Here is a 19844-nt window from a genome sequence, read left to right as displayed (position 1 = left end):
GGGTCAGGCGCTCGCCTCGTCGTGCGACGCCCCGCGCCGGGACTCGGCGTCCCGGTCCTCGGGCCGCTCGTCGATCGCGACGACGGACTCGTTGACCGAGGCGAGGAGCTCGGGCGCGCTGATCGCACTGAGCTGCGGGTTGACGGTCGCCGGGGTCGCGAGCTCGTCGTCGACGACGTGCAGGTCGGCGAAGCGGCGGGCGCTCACGAGCACGCGCGTCTCGAGCGACCCGACCGTGCGGTTGTACGCGTCGGAGGCGTTCTGGAGCTGACGCCCGAGCTTGGCGAGGTGCGACCCCATGACCGCGAGCCGGCCGTGGAGCTCCTTGCCGAGCGTGAGGACCTGCTGCGCGTTGGTGGCGAGCGCGTCCTGCCGCCACGCGTAGGCGATCGTCCGGAGCATCGCGACCATCGTCATGGGCGTCGCGATGACGACGTTCTTCGACACCGCGTGCTCGAGGAGCGACGGGTCCTGCTCGACGGCCGCCGAGAGGAACGACTCCGCGGGCACGAACATGACGACGAACTCGGGCGCCGGGCCGAACTGGTCCCAGTAGCGCTTGGCGCCGAGGTCGTCGACGTGCTTGCGCATGTGGCGGGCGTGCGCGGCGAGCCGGTCGGCGCGCACCGCGGGATCGGTCGCGCCCTGCGCGTCGAGGTAGCCGAGGAACGCGACCTTGGCGTCGACGACGACCTGCTTGCCCCCGGCGAGGCGGACCACCATGTCGGGGCGCAACGTGCCGTCGTCGGTCGCGACCTGGTCCTGCTCCACGAAGTCGACGTGGGGGAGCATGCCGGCCGCCTCGACCACGCGGCGGAGCTGCAGCTCGCCCCACGCGCCGCGCACCTGCGACGACCGCAGCGCGGTGACGAGCTGCGACGTCTCGGCGCGCAGCAGCTCCGACGCGTCGCGGACCCCCCGCACCTGCTCGGCGAGGCTGCCGTGCGCCGCGAGCCGCGCACGCTCGGCCTCGGCGACCTCGGCGCGCACCTTCTCGAGCGCGCCCGCGAGCGGCTCCACGAGGTGCCGCACCGCCTCCTCGCGGCGCTCGAGCTCGGCCGCGCCCTGCTCCTGGCTGCGGCGCAGGCGCTCCTCCGCCTGGACGAGGAACTGCTCCGTGCCCGCGGCCAGCACCTTGCGCGAGAGCGCCTCGAACTGCGCCTCGAGCCGGCGGTGGTCGCCCTGGACCTCCTCGACGCGGCGCTCGGCCGCGGCCCGCAGCTCGGCGAGCTGCTGCTCGTGGGTCGCCTGCGCGAGGTCGAGACGCTCGTCGGCGCTGCGCTGGGCCGCGCCGAGCTGGCGCACGAAGCCCTCGCGCTCGGCCTCCAGCCGCTCCGCCAGACCCGCGCCGCGCGCGGCCTCCTGCTGCGCCTGGCCCAGGAGCTGGGTGAGCCGGCGGACCTCCGCCGCGGCGGCGTCGGGCGACGCGCGCCGCACGGTGAGGACGAGCGCGGCGCCGCCGACGAGCCCCAGCACGAGGCCGACCGCGAAGAGCAACCATCCCGAGGTGTCCATGGCGGCACCCTCCCACGGGGGACCGACACGACGGGTCCGACACGTCGCACGCCCCGTCCCGGCGGACACGTCGTGACAAAAGGCACCGCCCGGCGTCGGGACCCTCCGCTACGTTGGCGGCATGGTCGATCCCACGCCCCTACCACCCGTCGCCCCGGCCGGCCCGCCCGCCCCCGGCCCGGTGCCCGGCACCGTGCCCGGACCCGTGACCGGGCCCGTCCCCGGGACGCAGCCCGGGCCCCCCACGCCGCCCGACCCGGCCGCCGCGCTCTCGCTGCGCGGTCTCTGGAAGCGGTTCGGCGAGAAGATTGCGGTCGCCGGGATCGACCTGGACGTCCCGGCGGGCTCCTTCTACGGGCTCGTCGGGCCCAACGGCGCCGGCAAGACGACGACGCTCTCCATGGCGACCGGGCTCCTGCGCCCCGACGCGGGCTCCGCGCACGTGCACGGCACCGACCTCTGGGCCGACCCCGTCGCCGGGAAGCGGCAGCTCGGCGTCCTGCCCGACGGCGTCCGGCTCTTCGACCGGCTCACCGGTGCCCAGCTCGTCACGTACGCGGGCCTGCTGCGCGGCATGGACCGCGACACCGTGGCCGAGCGCACGGCGGAGCTCCTCGCGGCGCTCGACCTCGCGAAGGACGCCACGACGTTCGTCGTCGACTACTCGGCGGGCATGACCAAGAAGATCGCGCTCGCGACCGCGCTCATCCACGCCCCGCGCACCCTCGTCCTCGACGAGCCGTTCGAGGCCGTCGACCCGGTCTCGGCCGCCAACATCCGCGACATCCTCGCGGGCTACGTCGCCAGCGGCGGGACCGTCGTCGTGTCCTCGCACGTCATGGACCTGGTGCAGCGCATGTGCGACCACGTCGCGGTCGTCGCGGGCGGCCACGTCCTCGCGGCCGGCACGGTGGACGCGGTGCGCGGCGACCAGAGCCTCGAGGACCGGTTCGTCGACCTCGTCGGCGGTCGGCAGAGCACGGAGGGCCTCGCGTGGTTGCGCAGTTCGTAAGGCTCAAGCTCACCCTGATGGGCAACAGGTTCCGGCGGAGCGTGTGGCAGACCATCGGGTTCCTCGTCGGCGCGCTCTACGGCCTGTTCGTGGTGGGGATGCTCGTCGTCGGGATGGTGGTCCTCGGCACGGACGACCCCGCGCTCGCCGGGTCGATCATGATCCTCGTCGGCGCGCTCGCCGTCCTCGGGTGGTGGGTGATCCCACTCTTCGCGTTCGGGGTGGACGCCACCCTGGACCCGCAGCGCTTCGTCCTGTTCGGCATCCCGCAGCGACGGCTCCTCGCCGGGCTCGCCGTGGCGGGCGTCGTGTCGATCCCCGGGATCGTCACCGCCCTCGCCGCGCTCGGTGTCTCCTTCGCGTGGTGGCGCACGCCCCTCGCGGTGCTCGCCGCGCTCGTCGGCGCGGTCCTCGCGGTGGCGCTCTGCGTCGTCGGCTCGCGCGCGACGACGACGGCCCTCGCCCCGCTGCTCGAGTCGCGCCGCTACCGCGAGGTCGTGACGATCGCGGCGTTCGTGCCGCTCGTCCTCGTCGGGCCGGCCTTCGCCTGGGTCGGCTCGCAGCTCGGGGAGGGCCCGGTCGACGGCGACGCGGTGCGGGGCATGGTGACGCGTCTCGCGGAGATCGCGGCCTGGACCCCGTTCGGCGCCCCGTGGGGCCTGGGTGCCGCGGTGCACGACGGCGCGTGGGGCCTCGCGCTCGCGCGGCTCGTCGTCGCGCTGGTCACCCTCGCCCTGGCGTGGGTCGTGTGGGACAAGGCGCTCGCCCGCGCGCTCGTGACGCCGCCCGCGGCGGGCTCCGGAGGCCGGGCCAAGGGGCTGGGCTTCTTCTCCCGGTTCCCCGCGACGCCGACCGGGGCCGTCGCGGCGCGCACCGCGACGTACTGGCTCCGCGACCCGCGGTACTCGGGGTCCATCGCGGTCGTCCCGCTCATCCCCGTCGTGCTGCTCGTGGTGGGCGGGGGGTCGGGCTCCGGGATCTTCCTCGCGCTCGCGCCGTTCACGGCATGGATCCTGGGCTTCTCGATCTCGGCCGACATCGCGTACGACCACACGGCGTTCGCGCTGCACGTGTCGACGGGAGTCTCCGGGCGTGCGGACCGGTGGGGCCGCGCCCTGCCGGTGCTGGTCGCGGGGAGCGTCGTGACGCTCGTCTTCGCGGTGGCCTCCGTCGCCGTGGCCGGACGCTGGGACGCACTGCCGGCGCTGCTCGGCCTGACGGTCGGCACGCTCCTGGTCGCGACCGGCGTGTCGAGCGCGACGTCGGCGCGGCTGCTGTACCCGGTGCCCAAGCCCGGCGACAGCCCGTTCAAGCAGCCGCAGGGCGCCGCGATGGCGACGCTCGTCGCGCAGTCGGTCGCGATGCTGCTCGTCCTCGCGCTGTCGCTCCCGTTCCTCGTGCCGGGGCTCGTCGCGATCCTGGCCGACCAGCCGGTCGTGGGCTGGGTGACGCTCGTCGTGGGGGCGGTCGTCGGGGTCGTCGTGCTGCTCCTCGGCGTCCGCTGGGGTGCCCGCGCGTACGACCGGCGCGCGCCCGAGCTGCTGCAGAAGGTGATGTCCGCGGCCTGATCTCCGGGCCGGGGTCCGCGCACCGCGGCCCCGGCCCGTAGACTCGGGCGACGTGGCACTCACTATCGGCATCGTCGGCCTGCCCAACGTCGGCAAGTCCACCCTGTTCAACGCCCTGACGCGCAACCAGGTCCTCGCCGCGAACTACCCGTTCGCGACGATCGACCCGAACGTCGGCGTCGTCTCGCTCCCCGACCCGCGGCTCGACAAGCTCGCCGAGATCTTCGGCAGCCAGCGCATCCTGCCCGCGACCGTGTCGTTCGTCGACATCGCCGGGATCGTCAAGGGCGCCAGCGAGGGGGAGGGGCTCGGCAACAAGTTCCTCGCCAACATCCGCGAGGCCGACGCGATCTGCCAGGTGACCCGCGCGTTCGCCGACCCGGACGTCGTCCGGGTCGAGGGCTCGACGGACGCCGAGGGCGACATTGAGACCATCAGCACCGAGCTGATCCTCGCCGACCTCCAGACGCTCGAGAAGACGGTTCCTCGCCTCGAGAAGGAGGTGAAGATCAAGAAGGGCGACGCCGCCCTCCTCGACGCCGCGCAGAAGGCGCAGGCGATCCTCGAGGCCGGCACGACGCTCTTCCAGGGCGCGGCCGCCGCCGGGCTCGACCTCGCCGACGTCGCCAGCCTTCAGCTCCTCACGGCCAAGCCGTTCATCTACGTCTTCAACACCGACGACGCGGGCCTCGCGGACGACGGCATGCAGGACCGCCTGCGCGCGCTCGTCGCGCCCGCCCAGGCGATCTTCCTCGACGCGAAGTTCGAGTCCGAGCTCGTCGAGCTCGAGCCCGACGAGGCGAAGGAGATGCTCGCCGAGTCGGGGCAGGACGAGGCCGGGCTCGACCAGCTCGCGCGCGTCGGGTTCGACACCCTCGGGCTGCAGACCTACCTCACCGCAGGCCCCAAGGAGGCGCGTGCGTGGACCATCCGCAAGGGCTGGACCGCGCCGCAGGCCGCCGGGGTCATCCACACCGACTTCGAGCGTGGCTTCATCAAGGCCGAGGTCGTCTCGTTCGAGGACCTCGTCGCGACGGGGTCCGTCGCCGCCGCGCGCGCCGCGGGCAAGGCGCGCGTCGAGGGCAAGGACTACGTCATGGTCGACGGAGACGTCGTGGAGTTCCGCTTCAACGTCTGACCCTGAGTGGTCGTGAGCGAACGGAGCGAGACGAGACGTGCACGTCGGCTCACCCGGTCAGTCGATGCCTTCGACGATACGGAAGTCGCGCTGGAAGCCTGGAGGGAGGGCCGCCAGCGCATCCTGGTACGTCTCGCTCTCGTATGCCGCGGTCGCCTGTTCAAAGCTGTCGAACTCGATCAGGACGACGCGTTCGGCGATCCCGGCCTCGTGGGCGACGACTCGACCGAAGTTCGACAGGACGCGCCCGCCTCCGGCCCGGACGGCCAGACCGGCCAGGTCGTTGTAGCGAGTCAGCCGTTCGCGGTCGGTGATGGCGGGGTAGACGCTGACCCAGTAACCCTTGGTCATGGACGCTCCAGTGTCGAGATGGGTGGATCTAGCAGACGAGCAGGTGCGGGCGGGCGTCGGTGTGCCAGAGCGAGGCAGGTCAGCGTGGTGACCACCATGATGCCGATGCCCACCAGTGCCGGCGGTCGTGTAGGCGTCCTCCTCAGGGAGGAGAACGCCGGGGTCGGTGCCCACGCTGAGGATCAGACCGCCGAGGGCGCTCCCCAGGCGCTCACGCCCGCAGCAGAGCGTGCAGGTGGTGGAGGTCGTCGGCGTAGACGTCGAACTCGTCGTCGCTCGTCGGCGGGTCGCCGCCAGGCCGGGGCACGTACGCGGTCCGCATCCCCGCGTTCGCTGCCGCACGCAGGTCCCAGGCATGGGCGGCGACGAGGTACGGCGGCGGCGACCCTGCAGGGGCGGCCGCCAGAGCGAGCTGGTAGACGGCGGGGGCGGGCTTGTAGGTCCTGACGTCCTCGGCCGACAGCGTCAGGCGCCAGCTCATGCCGGAGGACTGGGTCAGCGCGGACAGCACCGGGTGACTGGCGTTGGAGAGGCCGCCGACGGTCATGTCCTCGGCGAGCAGGGCGAGACCCTCGACGGAGTCCGGCCACGGGTCGAGGCGGCGCGGCACGTCCGCGAGCCGAGCGCTCAGACCACCGGGAAGCGTGCCGTCCGCCACGAGGTGAGCCAGCGCCAGGGCGTCCAGGTCGTGGCTGGGGGAGAACGGGAGCTCTCCGGCGACGATCCTCCGCTCCTGCGCGGCGACGTGCTCGAGCCACTCCGTGACGAGGTCGCCCGCGCGACGTTCGCTCCACCCGGTGGCGACCTGTGTCTGCCGTCGCATGCTGCCTGCCTGGTCGACGAGCGTGCCGAGGACGTCGAACACGACGAGAGGGCGGGAACCGTCGGCGGTGCGCATGCCGGGGTGAACACGGCCGGCCGCGGGGGTGTTCCCGCCGCCGCCGCCCGCGCCCGGGCCGCCGACGGCGCTGCCGCCTCGGCCCGGGCACGGGCGCTCCGCTACTCGGCGTAGGGCTGGTCGGGCGAGTGATCGCTGTAGCCGAGGCTCCAGATGTAGCCGTCCGGGTCGGCGAAGGTGCCACCGTAGCCACCCCACGGCAGCGCGCCGGCGGGCTTGAGGACCGTGGCGCCGGCGGCCTGCGCCTCCGCCATGATCTCGTCGACGCGTGCTTGGGTGCGGACGACGTACGTCAGCACCAGCCCGCTGAAGCCGCTGCCCTCGGGGCTCGTGCCCACCTGGTCGGCCAGTCCCTCGCGGCGGTAGAAGCCGACCGGTGAGGCACCGTCCGACTCGAAGAACACCGAGATGCCGAAGTCGCTCTGGATCTTCCAGCCGAGCCCCTCGGTGTAGAACTGCTTGGCTCGATCCATGTCCTGAACGCCGAGAAGGATCGAGCTGACGTGTGCTCTCATGTCGTGCTCCTTGTCCGGGGAGGTTGCGTTCCCAGCATCCGGGAGGCGCGGTGGCCCATCAACGGGAGATGCCTGACCTGGTCGATCAGCCGCGCTGATGACGACAGGAGCACGGCGGGGCCGCCAATGTCGTGGTGGTGCCGCGCGGTCCGGCGTACCGTGAGCCGGACGACCGCACCTGAAGGACCAGATGGGGACGCCGTGGAGCTTCGTGACATCGAGATCTTCCTGACGCTCGCCGAGGAGCTGCACTTCGGCCGCACCGCGGCACGGTTGCACCTCTCGCAGGCACGGGTCAGCCAGGTCGTCGCCCAGTGCGAGCGGCAGATCGGCGGCAGGCTGTTCGACCGCTCCAACCGCCGCGACGTCCGTCTCACACCCCTCGGCACGTCGCTCCGCGACGATCTCGAGCCCGTCTACGGGGACCTCCGCGAGAGCCTGCGACGCGCCCAGCGCGCGGCCCGCGGTGTCGACGCCCAGCTGCGCGTCGGACTGATGCCGTTCAACGTCCCCGCCCTGCACGGCTACTGGGAGACCTTCAGCAAGCGCCACCCCCGGTACGAGCTGCGCGTGCGCTACGCCTCCTTCACCGATCCGTTCGGGAGCCTGCGGCGGGGCGAGATCGACGTCCTGGTCACCTGGCTCCCCGTCGAGGAGGTCGACCTGACGGTGGGGCCGACGCTGTTCGTCGACTCCCGGGTCCTCGCGGTGGCGGCCACGCACGAGCTGGCGGGCCGGCCGTCGGCGCCCGTCGAGGCGCTCGCGGACTTCGCCCACGTCAAGCTGCCGAACCTGCCGGAGACCTGGGAGAACGGCTACCTGCCCTTCCGCACCCCGGGCGGCAAGAGGATCGAGCGCGTGGAGTCCGTCGCCAACGCCGACGAGCTCCTGCAGCTCGTGAGCACGGGCGAGATCATCCATCCCTTCCCCGCCCACGTGACCCAGTACTGGTCCATGCCGCACATCCGGTGGCTGCCGGTGCCCGACCTGAACCCGCTCTCCTACGTGCTCGTCTGGCGCACCGATGCGGAGAACGAGCCCGTCCGGGCCTTCGCCCGGACCGTCCAGGACCTCGCACCCCTCACGGACGGTCGCGTCTGACGTCGGAGCCTGGGCGAACGGCCCTGCCGCGAGGCCGCGCCGCCCGTCCGATCGTTAACCCAGGGCGCAGGGGACGTTGCTCGACCCGCCGTTGTTCGAGGTCGGACGGGCTGCGAGGCTCGAGACGTACCGAGCAGCCACCACGGCAAGGAGAAACTCAGATGACCTCGACGACCCCCCTCGCGGGACCCCGGATGTCGAACCCGGCCGCGCTCCTCGACGGCGCCTCGGGCGCGATCTTCGCGCTCATGAAGGCAGCCCGCCAGACGGACCTGCCGCACTCGACGCTCGAGCTGGTGCACCTCCGGGTCAGCCAGATCAACGGCTGCAGCGTCTGCGTCGACTCGGGCGTGCGGTCCGCGAAGCAGGCGGGCGAGACCGACGAGCGCCTCCACGCGGTGGTCGCGTGGCGCGAGACGCCGTACTTCACCGACGAGGAGCGCGCCGCGCTCGCGCTGGCGGAGAGCGTGACCCGGCTGGCCGACCGCCCGGACCCCGTCCCGGACGACGTGTGGGACGAGGCGGCGAGCTTCTTCGACGAGCGCCAGCTGGCGGCCCTGGTCCTCTACGTCGCGACGACCAACCTGTTCAACAGGCTCAACGCCACGACGCGTCAGCTCGCCGGCGCTTCCTGGAGCTGAGCTCCCGACCTGATCAGACGACCTGCCCCGACACGCGAGAGGCACGACATGGCAGCTGTGCGAGGCCAGAGATCCGAGAACGCCGACGAGACGTCCGCAGGGAAGGAGATCGATGCGATCGTCGCCCACGCGGGCGGGTGGCGTGCGGAGACGCTCGCGCGGGTCCGTCGGGTGATCCTCGGCGCCGACCCGGGGATCGTGGAGGAGATCAAGTGGCGCAAGCCCTCGAAGCCCGAGGGCGTCCCCACGTGGGTGTGCCAGGGGAACGTCTGCATGGCGGACCTCCTGAAGCGGGCCGTGCGGCTGACCTTCCCCGCGGGGGCCCGGCTGGACGACCCGGCTCGTCTCTTCAACGCGCGCCTGGACGGCGCCACGGTCCGGGCGATCGACCTCGTCGAGGGCGCGGAGATCGACGACGACGCGCTCCGCGAGCTCGTGCGTCGCGCGGTCGCCGAGAACCGTCGGGGGTGATCCAGAGCCTCCGCCGCACCTCCGGTGAAGTACTTGAACGATCGTTGAGTACGTGATTTCATGGCAAGCATGAGCTCGTCTCGTGCAGGTACCCGTTCCAGAGCTGGAGGCATCGTGTCGACACCGGAGGACACCAGCGGTACGTGGCCGTCGACAGCGGCGGAGGCTCTCGCCGCGGCGGACGCGGTCGGTCGTCGGATCCGCTCGCGCCGGCGGTGGTACGTCGTCGGCGCGCTCGTCATGGCGACCACCCTGACCGCGTTCACCGTCGCGCTGGCGTCGTGGCCCGAGCGCCTGGCCGGGGTGATCGTCCCCGGCCTCGTCGTCGTCGGCGCGACCCTCGCCCTCCTCGCGTGGTGCGGACGGACCGTCCCGGCCGCCGCCACGGCGGCGACGCAGCGCGCACTCTTCCTCGGCGCCCTGCTCCTCGTCGTCGCACTGCTCCTGATCCGGCTGGTCCTCCCCGAGGGCTTCTCCGGATGGGTCGTGCTCGTCGGCCTGCTGCCCGCCCTGCCCTTCCTCGATCTCGCACGGCGGGTGAGCCGAGCGTGACGCACGCGCGTCATCGCCTCGACGACCTCATCCACTCGCCGGTCCGGCTCTCGGTCATGGCCTCGCTCCGCGCCGCGGACGCCGTCCACTTCGGGCTGCTCCGGGACACGCTGGAGGTCAGCGACTCCCTGCTGTCCAAGCACCTCGCCGCGCTGGAGTCGGCCGGCTACATCCAGGTCACCAAGGGCTATGCCGGCCGTCGGCCGCGCACGTGGTACTCCCTCTCGCCGGAGGGGCGGGCGGCGTTCGACGCGTACGTCGCCGCGCTGCGCGAGATCGTCGACGCGTCCGACCCCTCGGACCCGCCTCCTCGTTCCCCGCGGTGAGGGAGTGCGTGTCGCGCTCGGACCGTGGGTCGCGCCGTCGGCGCTCCGTCGGTGCCCGGCGGCATGGCGGCCCGCCGTGCGCGACCCTGAGGGCGAGGCGCCCCGGCCCGACCCGGGGGCCGGTGGACGCCCGCCGCATCGTGAGACGCGGCGGGCGTCACCGCCTCGCTCGACGGCACGTTTCGCGCGTGTTTCCCTGCCGTCTCGGGGTGGCGACGCGCCCGTACCAGCCAGTATCAACTCGATAACGATCGACCGCAGCAACCGGGCAAGGGGGAGAAGCGTCGCAACTTGCTGGGTAGCGTTGCCTCAAACCGTGGTGGGCATTCCCGTCCACGCGCACCGACACCAAGCGGACGCGCGGGAGACGGGGCGGCCGGGGGGCGAACGACGCCCGTCCGTCCGCGCCCATCATCCCTTGGAGGAGGAACATTGAAGATCAGGCGCACGAGTGCCGCCCTTGCGGTGACGGTCACCGGGGCACTGCTGTTCTCGGCGTGCAGCGGCACGTCGGGTGAGGGCAACACCGAGACCGACGACTCCGGCATCAACACCGAGTCCGCCGTCACCGTCGCGTGGGAGGCACCCCTCAACGAGCTCAACCTGAGCTCCGCGAACGGCAACGCGACGCAGAACGCGGTCATCAACTACATGCTCAACTCGGGCTTCAACTACTACGACGCCGACCTGAACCTCGTCCAGGACGAGTCGTTCGGCACGTACAAGAAGGTGTCCGACGACCCGCTGACGATCGAGTACACGGTCGGGGACGACACGAAGTGGTCTGACGGCACCCCGTTCGACGCGACCGACATCCTCCTCGAGTGGGCCGGCTCCGGCACCAACCTCAACACGGTGCAGGCGGAGACCGACGAAGAGGGCAACGTCACCAACCAGGACGCAGTGGACGCCGGTGTCTACTTCGACGGCAGCTCGCCGGGCGTGGCGCTCATCCAGGACACCCCGACGATCAGCGACGACGGCAAGACCATCACGACGGTCTACTCGAAGCCGTTCGGTGACTGGGAGCTGAACTTCACCAACCAGTTCGTCCCCGCGCACGTCGTCGGCCAGAAGGCCCTCGGCATCGAGGACGCGCAGGAGGCCAAGGACGCCGTCCGCGACGCCATCCTCAACAACGACACCGCCGCGCTGTCGAAGATCTCGGCGTTCTGGAACTCGGGCTTCGAGTTCGTCAAGATGCCGGACGACCCGGCGCTGACGGTCTCGACCGGCCCCTACACGCTCGACGCGTACGAGGAGAACCAGTTCCTCACGCTCAAGGCGAACCCCGACTTCGCGGGCCAGAACAAGGCCTCGATCGACACCGTCACGGTCCGGTACATCGACGACCCGATGGCCCAGGTCCAGGCGCTGCAGAACGGTGAGGTCGACCTCATCGGCCCGCAGGCCTCCGCCGACGTCCGCACCGCGCTCGAGGCGCTCGACGGCATCGAGACCCGCTCGGGCATCGAGGGCACGTACGAGCACGTCGACCTCGTCTTCCAGAACGGTGGTCCGTTCGACCCGGCCACCTACGGCGGCGACGCGGAGAAGGCCAAGCTCGTCCGCCAGGCGTTCCTGCTGACGATCCCGCGCCAGACGATCGTCGACAACCTCATCAAGCCGCTGAACCCGGACGCCGAGGTGCGCAACTCGAACATCCTCATCCCGGGCTCGCCGAACTACGACCAGATGGTCGCGGAGAACGGCTCGGCCGAGTACCCCGACGCCGGTAACGTCGAGAAGGCGAAGGAGCTCCTCGCCCAGGCGGGCGTCGCCCCCGGGGTCGAGGTGCGCTTCGCGTACAACAACGAGAACACGCGCCGCGTGAACGAGCTCGCGCTCATCACGGACACCGCCTCCCAGGCCGGGTTCACGATCGTCGACACGGGGCGCCCGGCCGCCGAGTGGGGCACGCTGCTCCAGTCCGGCCAGGACCAGTACGATGCCTCGCTCTTCGGCTGGCAGTCGACCTCGACCGCCGTCACCGAGTCGGACGCCAACTTCCGCTGGTCGCCGACGCCGGGCATCAACAACTACGGCCAGTACAACAACCCGGCCGTGGACGCCGCGCTGGACAAGCTCCAGGTCTCGACCGACCCCGAGGAGCAGTTCCAGCTCCAGCTCGAGGTCGAGAAGAACCTGTGGGCGGACGCCTTCGGTGTGACGATCTTCCAGTTCCCGGCCATCCAGGGCTGGAACGACGGCCTGAAGGGTGTCGAGCCGATCACGATCAGCCCGACCATCTTCCACGGCTTCTGGAACTGGTCGTTCGAGGGCTGACAGCCCTGACCGCCTGACGTGGCCCGCCGCCGTCCGCGAGGACGACGGGGGGCCCGTCCGGACGTGAGAGACCGGGGGTCTCGACGGCCCGCCCGTCGAGGCCCCCGGTCCTCGCGTGCTCCCGTCCCCGACGTCTTCTCACCGCGGCGTCCCGTGCCCCTCGGTTCACGATCACGCGAGACCCACGCGTAGAATCGACCGGCCCCAGACCCGGGGTCCCTACCGACCAGCGAGGTAAGACCTCCGATGTTCTCCTTCATCTCGCGGCGTGTGCTGGCAGGGTTGGCGACCCTCCTCGTGTCCACGTTCGCGATGTTCCTGCTCGTCAGCGCCGCGATCCGGCCGTACATCTTCCAGGATCTCGAGGCCAGCACGAACCCCAACAAGGCGCAGCAGATCGCCCAGCGCACGCTCGACCTCGACCTCAACACGAACGTCGTCATCCGCTACTTCAAGTGGCTCGGCGACTTCGTGCAGGGAGACTTCGGTGTCGCATGGCGCTCCGGCCAGCAGGTCACGACCCTGCTCCAGGGCGCCGTGATCTCGACCATCCAGCTCGTCGCCGCAGCAACGGTGCTCGCGGTCGTCTTCGGCGTCATGGTCGGCATCGTCAGTGCGCTCCGTCAGTACAGCACCTTCGACTACCTGACGATCTTCGTCTCGTTCGTCCTGTACTCGCTCCCGGCCTTCTGGGTCGCGGTCCTGCTCAAGCAGTGGGGCGCGATCGGCTTCAACGACTTCCTCCGGGACCCCAACCTCTCGATCCTCGCGATCGCCGTCGTCGGCGTGGTCATAGGTCTCCTGTGGTCGCTCGCGTTCGGGGGGACAGCACGACGACGTGCGACCGTGTTCGGCATGGGCTTCGCCGCGAGCGCGCTCGCGCTGCTCTACCTCCAGCTCTCGGGCTGGTGGGCCGAGCCGAACCTCGGTCCCGTGATCATCGTCGTCACCGGCACCGCCCTCGCGTTCGCGATCACCGCGCTCGTCTCGGGCCTGCAGAACCGTCGTGCGCTCTACGCCGCGCTCACCACGGTCGTCGTCGGGGTCGTCGTCTACTTCCCGATCCAGTCCGTGCTCCGCCAGGTCGACAACTGGTGGCTCGTCCTCGTCCTCGCCGTCGTCACCGTCGCCGTCGGCATCGGGATCGGGTTCGCGTGGGGCGGTCCGGACAAGGGCGTGTCGGCGCGTGCTGCGGCGATCACGGCCTTCCTCGTGGGGTCGATGATCTTCGTCGACAAGGTGATGTCCGTGTGGCCCGCCTACTTCGCCGCCCCGGCGATCAACGGCCGGCCCATCCCGACGATCGGCAACAGCACGCCGAACCTCGGCGGCAACTTCTGGGTGCAGGTCCTGGACCAGTACACGCACCTGCTGCTCCCGACGATCGCGCTCGTGCTCATCCAGTTCGCCGGGTACACGCGCTACTCGCGCGCGAGCATGCTCGAGGTGATGAGCCAGGACTACATCCGCACGGCGCGCGCCAAGGGCCTGCCCGAGCGGACCGTCGTCATGCGGCACGGTTTCCGCAACACGCTCATCCCGCTCGCGACGATCGTCCCGATCGACGTCATCACGCTGCTGGGCGGCGCGATCATCACCGAGAAGGTCTTTGGCCGGCCCGGCATGGGCCTGCTCTTCCTCAACTCGCTGCAGCGAGGCGAGATCGACCCCGTCATGGCCTATCTCGTCATCGTCGCGGCCCTCGCCATCATCGCCAACATCGTGGCTGACCTCATCTACGCAGCCCTCGACCCGCGGATCCGGGTGAACGCATGAGCAACACACCGAACGACGCGTCGCAGAGCGGCGCGCTCGAGAACCAGATCGAGCTGCTCGAGGTGGAGGGCCTGTCGCAGGGCCAGATCGTCCGGCGGCGCTTCTTCCACCACAAGGGCGCGGTCGTCGCGCTCGTCGTCCTCATCGGCATCGTGCTGCTCGCGGTGACGTCGATCGGCGTCGCGGGCTGGAACGGCTGGTACGCCTACAAGGCGACCGGCCAGGGCTCGACCTACCCGCTCGTCAACGGCGGCGCCCCGTCTGCCGAGCACATCTTCGGCCAGGACGAGGCGGGGCGCGACGTGTTCGCGCGCGTCATGCTGGGTACCCAGACGTCGCTCCTCGTGGTGCTCTCCGTCGGTGTCATCTCGACCGTGGCGGGCATCCTCTTCGGGGCGCTCTCCGGGTTCTTCCGCGGTCGCGTGGACTCCTGGCTCATGCGGTTCACCGACCTCATCATCACGATGCCGGTCATCGTCATCGGCGCGGTGCTCGCCCTGCTCTCCGGCGGGAGCAACCCGCTCATCCTGGGCGCGTTCCTCGGGCTCGTGCTGTGGCCGCCGCTCGCGCGACTGGTCCGGGGCGAGTTCCTCTCGCTGCGCGAGCGCGAGTTCGTCGACGCCGCGCGCGTCGCGGGGGCGAGCAGCAGCCGGATCATCTTCAAGCACATGCTGCCCAACGCCGTCGGCGTGATCATCGTCAACGTGACGCTGCTCATGAGCTCGGCGATCCTCCTGGAGACGGCGCTCAGCTACCTCGGCGTCGGCATCCAGAACCCGGCGACCTCGCTCGGCAAGCTCATCAGCGACTACCAGGAGGCGTTCGCGACGCGTCCGTGGCTGTTCTGGTGGCCGGGCCTGTTCATCGTCGCGATCGCGCTGTGCGTCAACTTCATCGGCGACGGCCTGCGCGACGCGTTCGACCCGCGCCAGAAGCGCATCCCGTCGGAGCGCAAGATGGCCCGTGCGCAGCGCGTCGCCCGTCCGACGGCCACCGCCACGCCGGGCGCGACCGGTGAGGCCGGGGCGAGCTGATGACCGTCGTCGTCGCCGCCCGCCCGAGGGGTCGTGGACCTCTCGGGCGGCGCGGCGCGCCGCGGTCAGGCGGTGAGCACCACGGCCGTCCCCGCGACGAGCGCGCCCAGCACGGCGAGCTGCATGACGTGCCACGTCGTGCGCGCGCCGGGAGCGCCCGGCACCGCGCGGTCGAGGTGGCCGGCGGCCGCGAGCAGGCCGTGACGCTGCGTCACGGCCTCGGCGACGGTCTCGGCGTTCGCGCCGGTGACCACCCGCTCGCGGTCCACGGGGTGCCTGCGGGAGCTGCGCAACCAGCGGGCCGACCCGCTCGACCGGGGCGCCGCCCAGGCGGTCACGCGACCGCCGGCGTAGCGCACCTCGAGCGAGTAGCGGGTCTCGACGCCCTCGTACGCGGTCCACGGCACGTGGACGGTGCGGGTGACGTTGCGGACCTCGACCCCGCCGTCGGACACCTCGACGGCAGGACGCCAGAACAGCATCCAGACGAGGTACGTCACGAGCGCGGCGGGCACCAGAGCCCCCACGACCGCGCCGGCGTCCCCCGTCAGGGCCGTGCTCACGCCCAGCGCGACGGCGACGACGCCCGTCGCCAGCGTGAGGACTCGGCCGTACGTCGAACGGAAGACCAGCGTGGGACCCATGCGCCCATGCTCGCAGAGTCGCGGCGCCACGAGCGCCGGCTCCAGCAGGAAGGACACTGATCAGCGTGGCCATCGAGACGTCTCCCGCGGCCCCGGCCGCGCGCCAGGGCAGCCCCGTGCTGACCGTGCGCAACCTCGGCGTGGACTTCTACGTCGACAAGGCCTGGTACCCCGCGGCCACGGACGTGAGCTACGACCTCCACTCCGGTGAGGTCCTCGCGATCGTCGGCGAGTCCGGCTCGGGCAAGTCCCAGTCGTCGCTCGCGCTGCTGGGCCTGCTCCCGCCGAACGGTCGCGCGCGCGGCTCCGCCAAGCTCGGCGACCGCGAGCTCATCGGCATGACGCACGGCTCGCTGCGGCACGTCCGCGGCAAGGAGATCTCCATGATCTTCCAGGAGCCGATGACGGCGCTGAACCCCGTGTACACGGTGGGCTTCCAGATCGTCGAGACCATCCGGACGCACTTCACCGTCGGTCCGGCCGACGCGAAGAAGCGCGCGATCGAGCTCCTGCGGCTCGTGGAGATCCCGGAGCCCGAGCGTCGCTTCGACGCCTACCCGCACCAGCTCTCCGGCGGCCAGCGCCAGCGCGCGATGATCGCCCAGGCCCTCGCGTGCGACCCCAAGCTGCTCGTCGCCGACGAGCCGACCACGGCGCTCGACGTCACGGTCCAGGCGGAGATCCTCAAGCTCCTGCGCGACCTGCGCTACCGCGTCGACGCGGCGATCATCCTCATCACGCACGACATGGGCGTGGTCGCGGACATGGCCGACTCGATCATGGTCATGAAGGACGGCCAGGTCGTCGAGCGCGGGACCTCGGCGGAGATCTTCGGCAACCCGCAGCACCCCTACACGGTGCGCCTCCTCGAGGCGGTCCCGCACCTCGGTTCGAAGCGCGACGCGACCACGGTCACGGACCGCGTGCCGTCCGGTGCGGCGACGCAGGACCGCCCGCTCGTCCTCGACGCGCAGGGCATGGTCATCGAGTACCCCGGGCGCCGGCGCCAGGCGGCGTTCCGCGCGGTCGACGAGGTCTCGCTGCAGATCCACCAGGGCGAGGTCGTCGGGCTGGTCGGGGAGTCGGGCTCGGGCAAGACGACGATCGGCCGTGCCGCCGTGGGTCTCCTGCCCGTCACGGGCGGGTCGCTCCGGATCGTCGGCAGGGACATGGTCGGCGCGAAGCCCAAGGACCTCAAGCCGCTGCGCACCGAGGTGGGCATCGTCTTCCAGGACCCGGGGTCCTCGCTCAACCCGCGCCTGCCGATCGGCGAGTCGATCGGCGAGCCGCTCATGCTGCACAAGGGCGTGAAGGGCAAGGAGCTCAGCCGCGAGGTCGAGCGCCTGCTCGACCAGGTCGAGCTCCCGCGCGCGATGCGCAACCGCTACCCGCACGAGCTCTCGGGCGGTCAGCGCCAGCGCGTCGGCATCGCGCGCGCGCTCTCGCTCGAGCCCAAGCTGCTGGTGGCGGACGAGCCGACGTCGGCGCTCGACGTGTCGGTGCAGGCGAAGGTCCTCGACCTGTTCACGGACCTGCAGCGCGAGCACGGCTTCGCATGCCTGTTCATCTCGCACGACCTCGCGGTCGTCGAGCTGCTGTCCGACCGCATCGCCGTCATGCACAAGGGCAAGCTCGTCGAGGTGGGCGAGACGTCGCAGATCGTGCACGCCCCGCAGCACCCGTACACGCGGCGACTCCTGGCGGCCGTGCCGGTGCCGGACCCGGCGGCGCAGCGCGAGCGCCGGGCCGCGCGGGACGCGCTCCTGGAGGCGGCGGCCCGCGACATCGCGAACGACGAGGCCTCGTCCCTCGCGGGCGAGGAGCGTGCGCTCGCGGAGCACCGGGACGACGTCGACCACGAGCGCAGCGCGCCGCCCACGGCGGGCGCCGGGTTCTGACCGGACCGACCGGCACGTCCACCGGTCCTGCCGACGCCTCGGGGGCGACCGCGCACGCGGTCGCCCCCGAGGCGTTCCGGTTGCCGGGGCACGCCCGCACGACAAGCCTGGGTCCATGAGCACGACGGAGGGCGGGATCCCGGGCGACCCGGGACGGCACCATGACCAGGACCAGGCGCGCGACGTGGGCGGCGCGCCGTCGCCCCGGGCCGTGAGCGGCGGCGGCCTGCCGTCGGACCCCGTGAGCCCCGCCACGGACGTCGGCGATGCCGCGACGGACGCGGGCTCCGCGCCGGTCGCGGTCGCCGTCGCGGCGTCGCACGACCCGGACGCCCCCCGCACCGGTCGCCCCGACCCGCGCGTCTTCTACCCCGCCGCGGGGATCATCCTGCTCTTCGTGCTCGCCACGATCCTCTTCACCGAATCCGTGACCGCGCTCATGGAGACGCTCCAGCGCGACGTCATCGGGGTCTTCGGCTGGTACTACGTGATCGTCGTCGCCGGGTTTGTGGTGTTCTCCCTCTGGATGGGGCTGAGCCGGTTCGGCGACATCGTGCTCGGCAAGGACGAGGACGAGCCCCTCTTCCGGCTCCCCGTCTGGTTCGCGATGCTGTTCGCGACCGGCATGGGGATCGGGCTCGTGTACTGGGGCGTGGCCGAGCCGCTCTCGCACTACGTGAGCCCGAAGCCCGGGGTCGAGGGCAGCGACGCGGCGCTCGCGCAGGCCGCGATGGGCCAGAGCTATCTGCACTGGGGCATCCACGCCTGGGCGATCTACGTCGTCGCGGGGCTCGCCCTCGCCTACGCGATCCACCGCAAGGGCCGCCCGGTGTCGATCCGCTGGGCGCTCGAGCCGTTGTTCGGTGACCGGGTCAAGGGGCGGCTCGGTGACGTGATCGACGTCGTCGCGATCATCGGCACGGTCTTCGGCGTCGCGACCTCGCTCGGGTTCGGCGTCTTGCAGATCGCAGCCGGTCTGGGCTACCTCGACGTGGTCGAGCCGAGCACGGCCCTGGAGATCGGTCTCATCGTCGCGATCACGGCGCTCGCGACGATCTCCGTCGTCTCCGGCCTGGGCAAGGGCATCAAGTGGCTGTCGAACGGCAACATGGTGCTCGCCGGCGTCGTCCTGGTCCTCGTGCTCGCGCTCGGGCCCACGCTCTTCCTGCTCCGGGAGTGGGTGCAGTCGTTGGGCTACTACCTGCAGAACATCGTGCGGCTCACGTTCGACACCACAGCGTTCCAGGGCGAGGCGGGCCTGAACTGGCAGTCGTCCTGGACGATCTTCTACTGGGGCTGGTGGATCTCGTGGGCGCCGTTCGTCGGGGTCTTCATCGCCCGCATCTCGCGCGGGCGCACCGTGCGCGAGTTCGTGCTCGGCACGCTGCTGGTCCCGACCCTGGTGACGACCCTGTGGTTCTCCGTCTTCGGAGGGTCGGCACTCTTCCGGGAGGTGTCCGACCCGGGCAGCATGCTCGTCGACGGCGAGGTCGACACCGACACGGCCCTGTTCCAGCTTTTCGACGGGCTGCCCCTCGGCGGGCTCCTGACGGTGGCGGGGATCGTGCTCATCGTCGTCTTCTTCGTGACCTCGTCGGACTCCGGTTCCCTGGTCGTCGACATGCTCGCGAGCGGCGGCAACCCGAACCCGCCGACGTGGAGCCGCATCTTCTGGGCGTGCACGTCGGGGCTGCTGGCCATCGCGCTCCTGCTCGCCGGCGGGCTCGAGGCGCTGCAGACGGCTGCGATCCTCATCGCGCTGCCGTTCTCCGTCGTGATGATCGGGATGGCCGTGTCGACGGTGCGGGCGCTGCGTGTCGAGCACGCGGCGATCCTGCGGGCGGAACGCCGGGCGGCACGGGCGGAGCTGACCGAGCAGGTGACGACCCGTGTCACGGAGTCGATCTCGGAGCAGTGGGTGGAGCTCTACCCCGACCGGCCCGAGCGGTGGCGGGCCCTGGCGCGCTTCCCGCGGCGCGGCGGCCCGTCCCGGCCGCGCACCGGCCCGGGAGCGGGGAGTGACCCACGTCATGGTGGCCGAGGTGACGACCCGGTAGGATAGCCGCGCCCGGGTGACGGCCCGTGCTCCGTGGTGCCGCGGCGGGCTGCTCCCGCGCC

General features: G+C 71.6%; 18 protein-coding genes. 13 read left to right on the top strand and 5 right to left on the bottom strand.

Annotation, left to right across the window (positions count from 1 at the left end):
* Nucleotides 1–3: 3 nt before the first annotated feature.
* Nucleotides 4–1515 (bottom strand): DNA recombination protein RmuC, encoded by a 1512-nt coding sequence (gene rmuC, locus ACFC2L_RS03960; RefSeq protein WP_375823000.1) that lies wholly within the window; start codon nt 1513–1515, stop codon nt 4–6.
* A gap of 121 nt (nt 1516–1636) precedes the next feature.
* Here rmuC and ACFC2L_RS03955 point away from each other — a divergent pair, with 121 nt between their 5' ends.
* From ACFC2L_RS03955 to ychF, 3 genes are read left to right on the top strand one after another with little or no spacing between them, the layout of a single operon-like run.
* A complete protein-coding gene (locus tag ACFC2L_RS03955; protein WP_375822999.1) occupies nt 1637–2527 on the top strand; it encodes an ABC transporter ATP-binding protein in 891 nt (296 codons plus the stop codon).
* Nucleotides 2528–2544: 17 nt separating this feature from the next.
* Nucleotides 2545–4095, top strand: a complete 1551-nt coding sequence (locus tag ACFC2L_RS03950) for a hypothetical protein (protein ID WP_375822998.1) — start codon at nt 2545–2547, stop codon at nt 4093–4095.
* 52 nt (nt 4096–4147) lie between these two features.
* The gene (ychF, locus tag ACFC2L_RS03945) at nt 4148–5233 is read left to right on the top strand and encodes a redox-regulated ATPase YchF (RefSeq protein WP_375822997.1); all 1086 of its coding nucleotides are present in this window, start codon (nt 4148–4150) and stop codon (nt 5231–5233) included.
* Nucleotides 5234–5290: 57 nt separating this feature from the next.
* Here the strand turns inward: ychF and ACFC2L_RS03940 are convergent, their stop codons facing one another.
* The 3 genes from ACFC2L_RS03940 to ACFC2L_RS03930 all read right to left on the bottom strand — a co-directional run bounded on the left by ACFC2L_RS03940 (nt 5291) and on the right by ACFC2L_RS03930 (nt 6997).
* On the bottom strand, nt 5291–5584 hold the full coding sequence (locus ACFC2L_RS03940) for a DUF1330 domain-containing protein (RefSeq protein WP_375822996.1): 294 nt from the start codon (nt 5582–5584) through the stop codon (nt 5291–5293).
* A gap of 211 nt (nt 5585–5795) precedes the next feature.
* On the bottom strand, nt 5796–6482 hold the full coding sequence (locus ACFC2L_RS03935; protein ID WP_375822995.1) for a haloacid dehalogenase type II: 687 nt from the start codon (nt 6480–6482) through the stop codon (nt 5796–5798).
* Between the two features lie 101 nt (nt 6483–6583).
* Entirely contained in the window at nt 6584–6997 is a 414-nt protein-coding gene (locus tag ACFC2L_RS03930) for a VOC family protein (protein WP_375822994.1), read from the bottom strand.
* A gap of 201 nt (nt 6998–7198) precedes the next feature.
* On the opposite strand from ACFC2L_RS03930, the gene ACFC2L_RS03925 reads away from it, so the two are divergent.
* The 8 genes from ACFC2L_RS03925 to ACFC2L_RS03890 all read left to right on the top strand — a co-directional run bounded on the left by ACFC2L_RS03925 (nt 7199) and on the right by ACFC2L_RS03890 (nt 15184).
* Nucleotides 7199–8098: a LysR family transcriptional regulator gene (locus ACFC2L_RS03925; RefSeq protein WP_375822993.1), complete on the top strand. Its 900-nt coding sequence runs from the start codon at nt 7199–7201 to the stop codon at nt 8096–8098.
* A 161-nt stretch (nt 8099–8259) separates the two neighbouring features.
* On the top strand, nt 8260–8739 hold the full coding sequence (locus ACFC2L_RS03920) for a carboxymuconolactone decarboxylase family protein (protein ID WP_375822992.1): 480 nt from the start codon (nt 8260–8262) through the stop codon (nt 8737–8739).
* Nucleotides 8740–8787: 48 nt separating this feature from the next.
* Nucleotides 8788–9210: a DUF1801 domain-containing protein gene (locus tag ACFC2L_RS03915; RefSeq protein ID WP_375822991.1), complete on the top strand. Its 423-nt coding sequence runs from the start codon at nt 8788–8790 to the stop codon at nt 9208–9210.
* A gap of 114 nt (nt 9211–9324) precedes the next feature.
* On the top strand, nt 9325–9762 hold the full coding sequence (locus ACFC2L_RS03910) for a hypothetical protein (RefSeq protein ID WP_375822990.1): 438 nt from the start codon (nt 9325–9327) through the stop codon (nt 9760–9762).
* The gene (locus ACFC2L_RS03905) at nt 9759–10088 is read left to right on the top strand and encodes a winged helix-turn-helix domain-containing protein (protein WP_375822989.1); all 330 of its coding nucleotides are present in this window, start codon (nt 9759–9761) and stop codon (nt 10086–10088) included. Before ACFC2L_RS03910 ends, ACFC2L_RS03905 begins: the two co-directional genes overlap by 4 nt.
* A gap of 432 nt (nt 10089–10520) precedes the next feature.
* Complete coding sequence (locus ACFC2L_RS03900; protein WP_375822988.1) at nt 10521–12374, top strand: ABC transporter family substrate-binding protein; 1854 nt, start codon at nt 10521–10523, stop codon at nt 12372–12374.
* 246 nt (nt 12375–12620) lie between these two features.
* On the top strand, nt 12621–14150 hold the full coding sequence (locus ACFC2L_RS03895; protein ID WP_375822987.1) for an ABC transporter permease: 1530 nt from the start codon (nt 12621–12623) through the stop codon (nt 14148–14150).
* Nucleotides 14147–15184, top strand: a complete 1038-nt coding sequence (locus ACFC2L_RS03890; protein ID WP_375822986.1) for an ABC transporter permease — start codon at nt 14147–14149, stop codon at nt 15182–15184. The genes ACFC2L_RS03895 and ACFC2L_RS03890 overlap by 4 nt, the downstream gene beginning before the upstream one ends.
* A 65-nt stretch (nt 15185–15249) precedes the next feature.
* Here the strand turns inward: ACFC2L_RS03890 and ACFC2L_RS03885 are convergent, their stop codons facing one another.
* The gene (locus tag ACFC2L_RS03885) at nt 15250–15828 is read right to left on the bottom strand and encodes a PH domain-containing protein (protein ID WP_375822985.1); all 579 of its coding nucleotides are present in this window, start codon (nt 15826–15828) and stop codon (nt 15250–15252) included.
* 65 nt (nt 15829–15893) lie between these two features.
* Here ACFC2L_RS03885 and ACFC2L_RS03880 point away from each other — a divergent pair, with 65 nt between their 5' ends.
* Both ACFC2L_RS03880 and ACFC2L_RS03875 read left to right on the top strand, forming a co-directional pair.
* Nucleotides 15894–17726 carry an ABC transporter ATP-binding protein gene (locus ACFC2L_RS03880; RefSeq protein ID WP_375822984.1) on the top strand — a complete coding sequence of 611 codons (1833 nt, stop codon included), beginning with the start codon at nt 15894–15896 and terminating at the stop codon, nt 17724–17726.
* A 115-nt stretch (nt 17727–17841) separates the two neighbouring features.
* Nucleotides 17842–19788 carry a BCCT family transporter gene (locus ACFC2L_RS03875; protein WP_375822983.1) on the top strand — a complete coding sequence of 649 codons (1947 nt, stop codon included), beginning with the start codon at nt 17842–17844 and terminating at the stop codon, nt 19786–19788.
* Nucleotides 19789–19844: the final 56 nt, after the last annotated feature.

The organism is Cellulosimicrobium sp. NPDC055967, assembly GCF_042269845.1.
Lineage (GTDB): Bacteria > Actinomycetota > Actinomycetes > Actinomycetales > Cellulomonadaceae > Cellulosimicrobium.
Note: the sequence above shows the minus strand (reverse complement) of the source record. Positions and strands in the feature narration are given on the sequence as shown.

What these genes read in the sequence shown, in the direction of transcription:
- rmuC (WP_375823000.1), bottom strand. Translation starts at nt 1,515, where the DNA reads ATGGACACCTCGGGATGGTTGCTCTTCGCGGTCGGCCTCGTGCTGGGG.
- ACFC2L_RS03955 (WP_375822999.1), top strand. Translation starts at nt 1,637, where the DNA reads ATGGTCGATCCCACGCCCCTACCACCCGTCGCCCCGGCCGGCCCGCCC.
- ACFC2L_RS03950 (WP_375822998.1), top strand. Translation starts at nt 2,545, where the DNA reads ATGGGCAACAGGTTCCGGCGGAGCGTGTGGCAGACCATCGGGTTCCTC.
- ACFC2L_RS03940 (WP_375822996.1), bottom strand. Translation starts at nt 5,584, where the DNA reads ATGACCAAGGGTTACTGGGTCAGCGTCTACCCCGCCATCACCGACCGC.
- ACFC2L_RS03935 (WP_375822995.1), bottom strand. Translation starts at nt 6,482, where the DNA reads ATGCGCACCGCCGACGGTTCCCGCCCTCTCGTCGTGTTCGACGTCCTC.
- ACFC2L_RS03930 (WP_375822994.1), bottom strand. Translation starts at nt 6,997, where the DNA reads ATGAGAGCACACGTCAGCTCGATCCTTCTCGGCGTTCAGGACATGGAT.
- ACFC2L_RS03920 (WP_375822992.1), top strand. Translation starts at nt 8,260, where the DNA reads ATGACCTCGACGACCCCCCTCGCGGGACCCCGGATGTCGAACCCGGCC.
- ACFC2L_RS03915 (WP_375822991.1), top strand. Translation starts at nt 8,788, where the DNA reads ATGGCAGCTGTGCGAGGCCAGAGATCCGAGAACGCCGACGAGACGTCC.
- ACFC2L_RS03895 (WP_375822987.1), top strand. Translation starts at nt 12,621, where the DNA reads ATGTTCTCCTTCATCTCGCGGCGTGTGCTGGCAGGGTTGGCGACCCTC.
- ACFC2L_RS03890 (WP_375822986.1), top strand. Translation starts at nt 14,147, where the DNA reads ATGAGCAACACACCGAACGACGCGTCGCAGAGCGGCGCGCTCGAGAAC.
- ACFC2L_RS03885 (WP_375822985.1), bottom strand. Translation starts at nt 15,828, where the DNA reads ATGGGTCCCACGCTGGTCTTCCGTTCGACGTACGGCCGAGTCCTCACG.
- ACFC2L_RS03875 (WP_375822983.1), top strand. Translation starts at nt 17,842, where the DNA reads ATGAGCACGACGGAGGGCGGGATCCCGGGCGACCCGGGACGGCACCAT.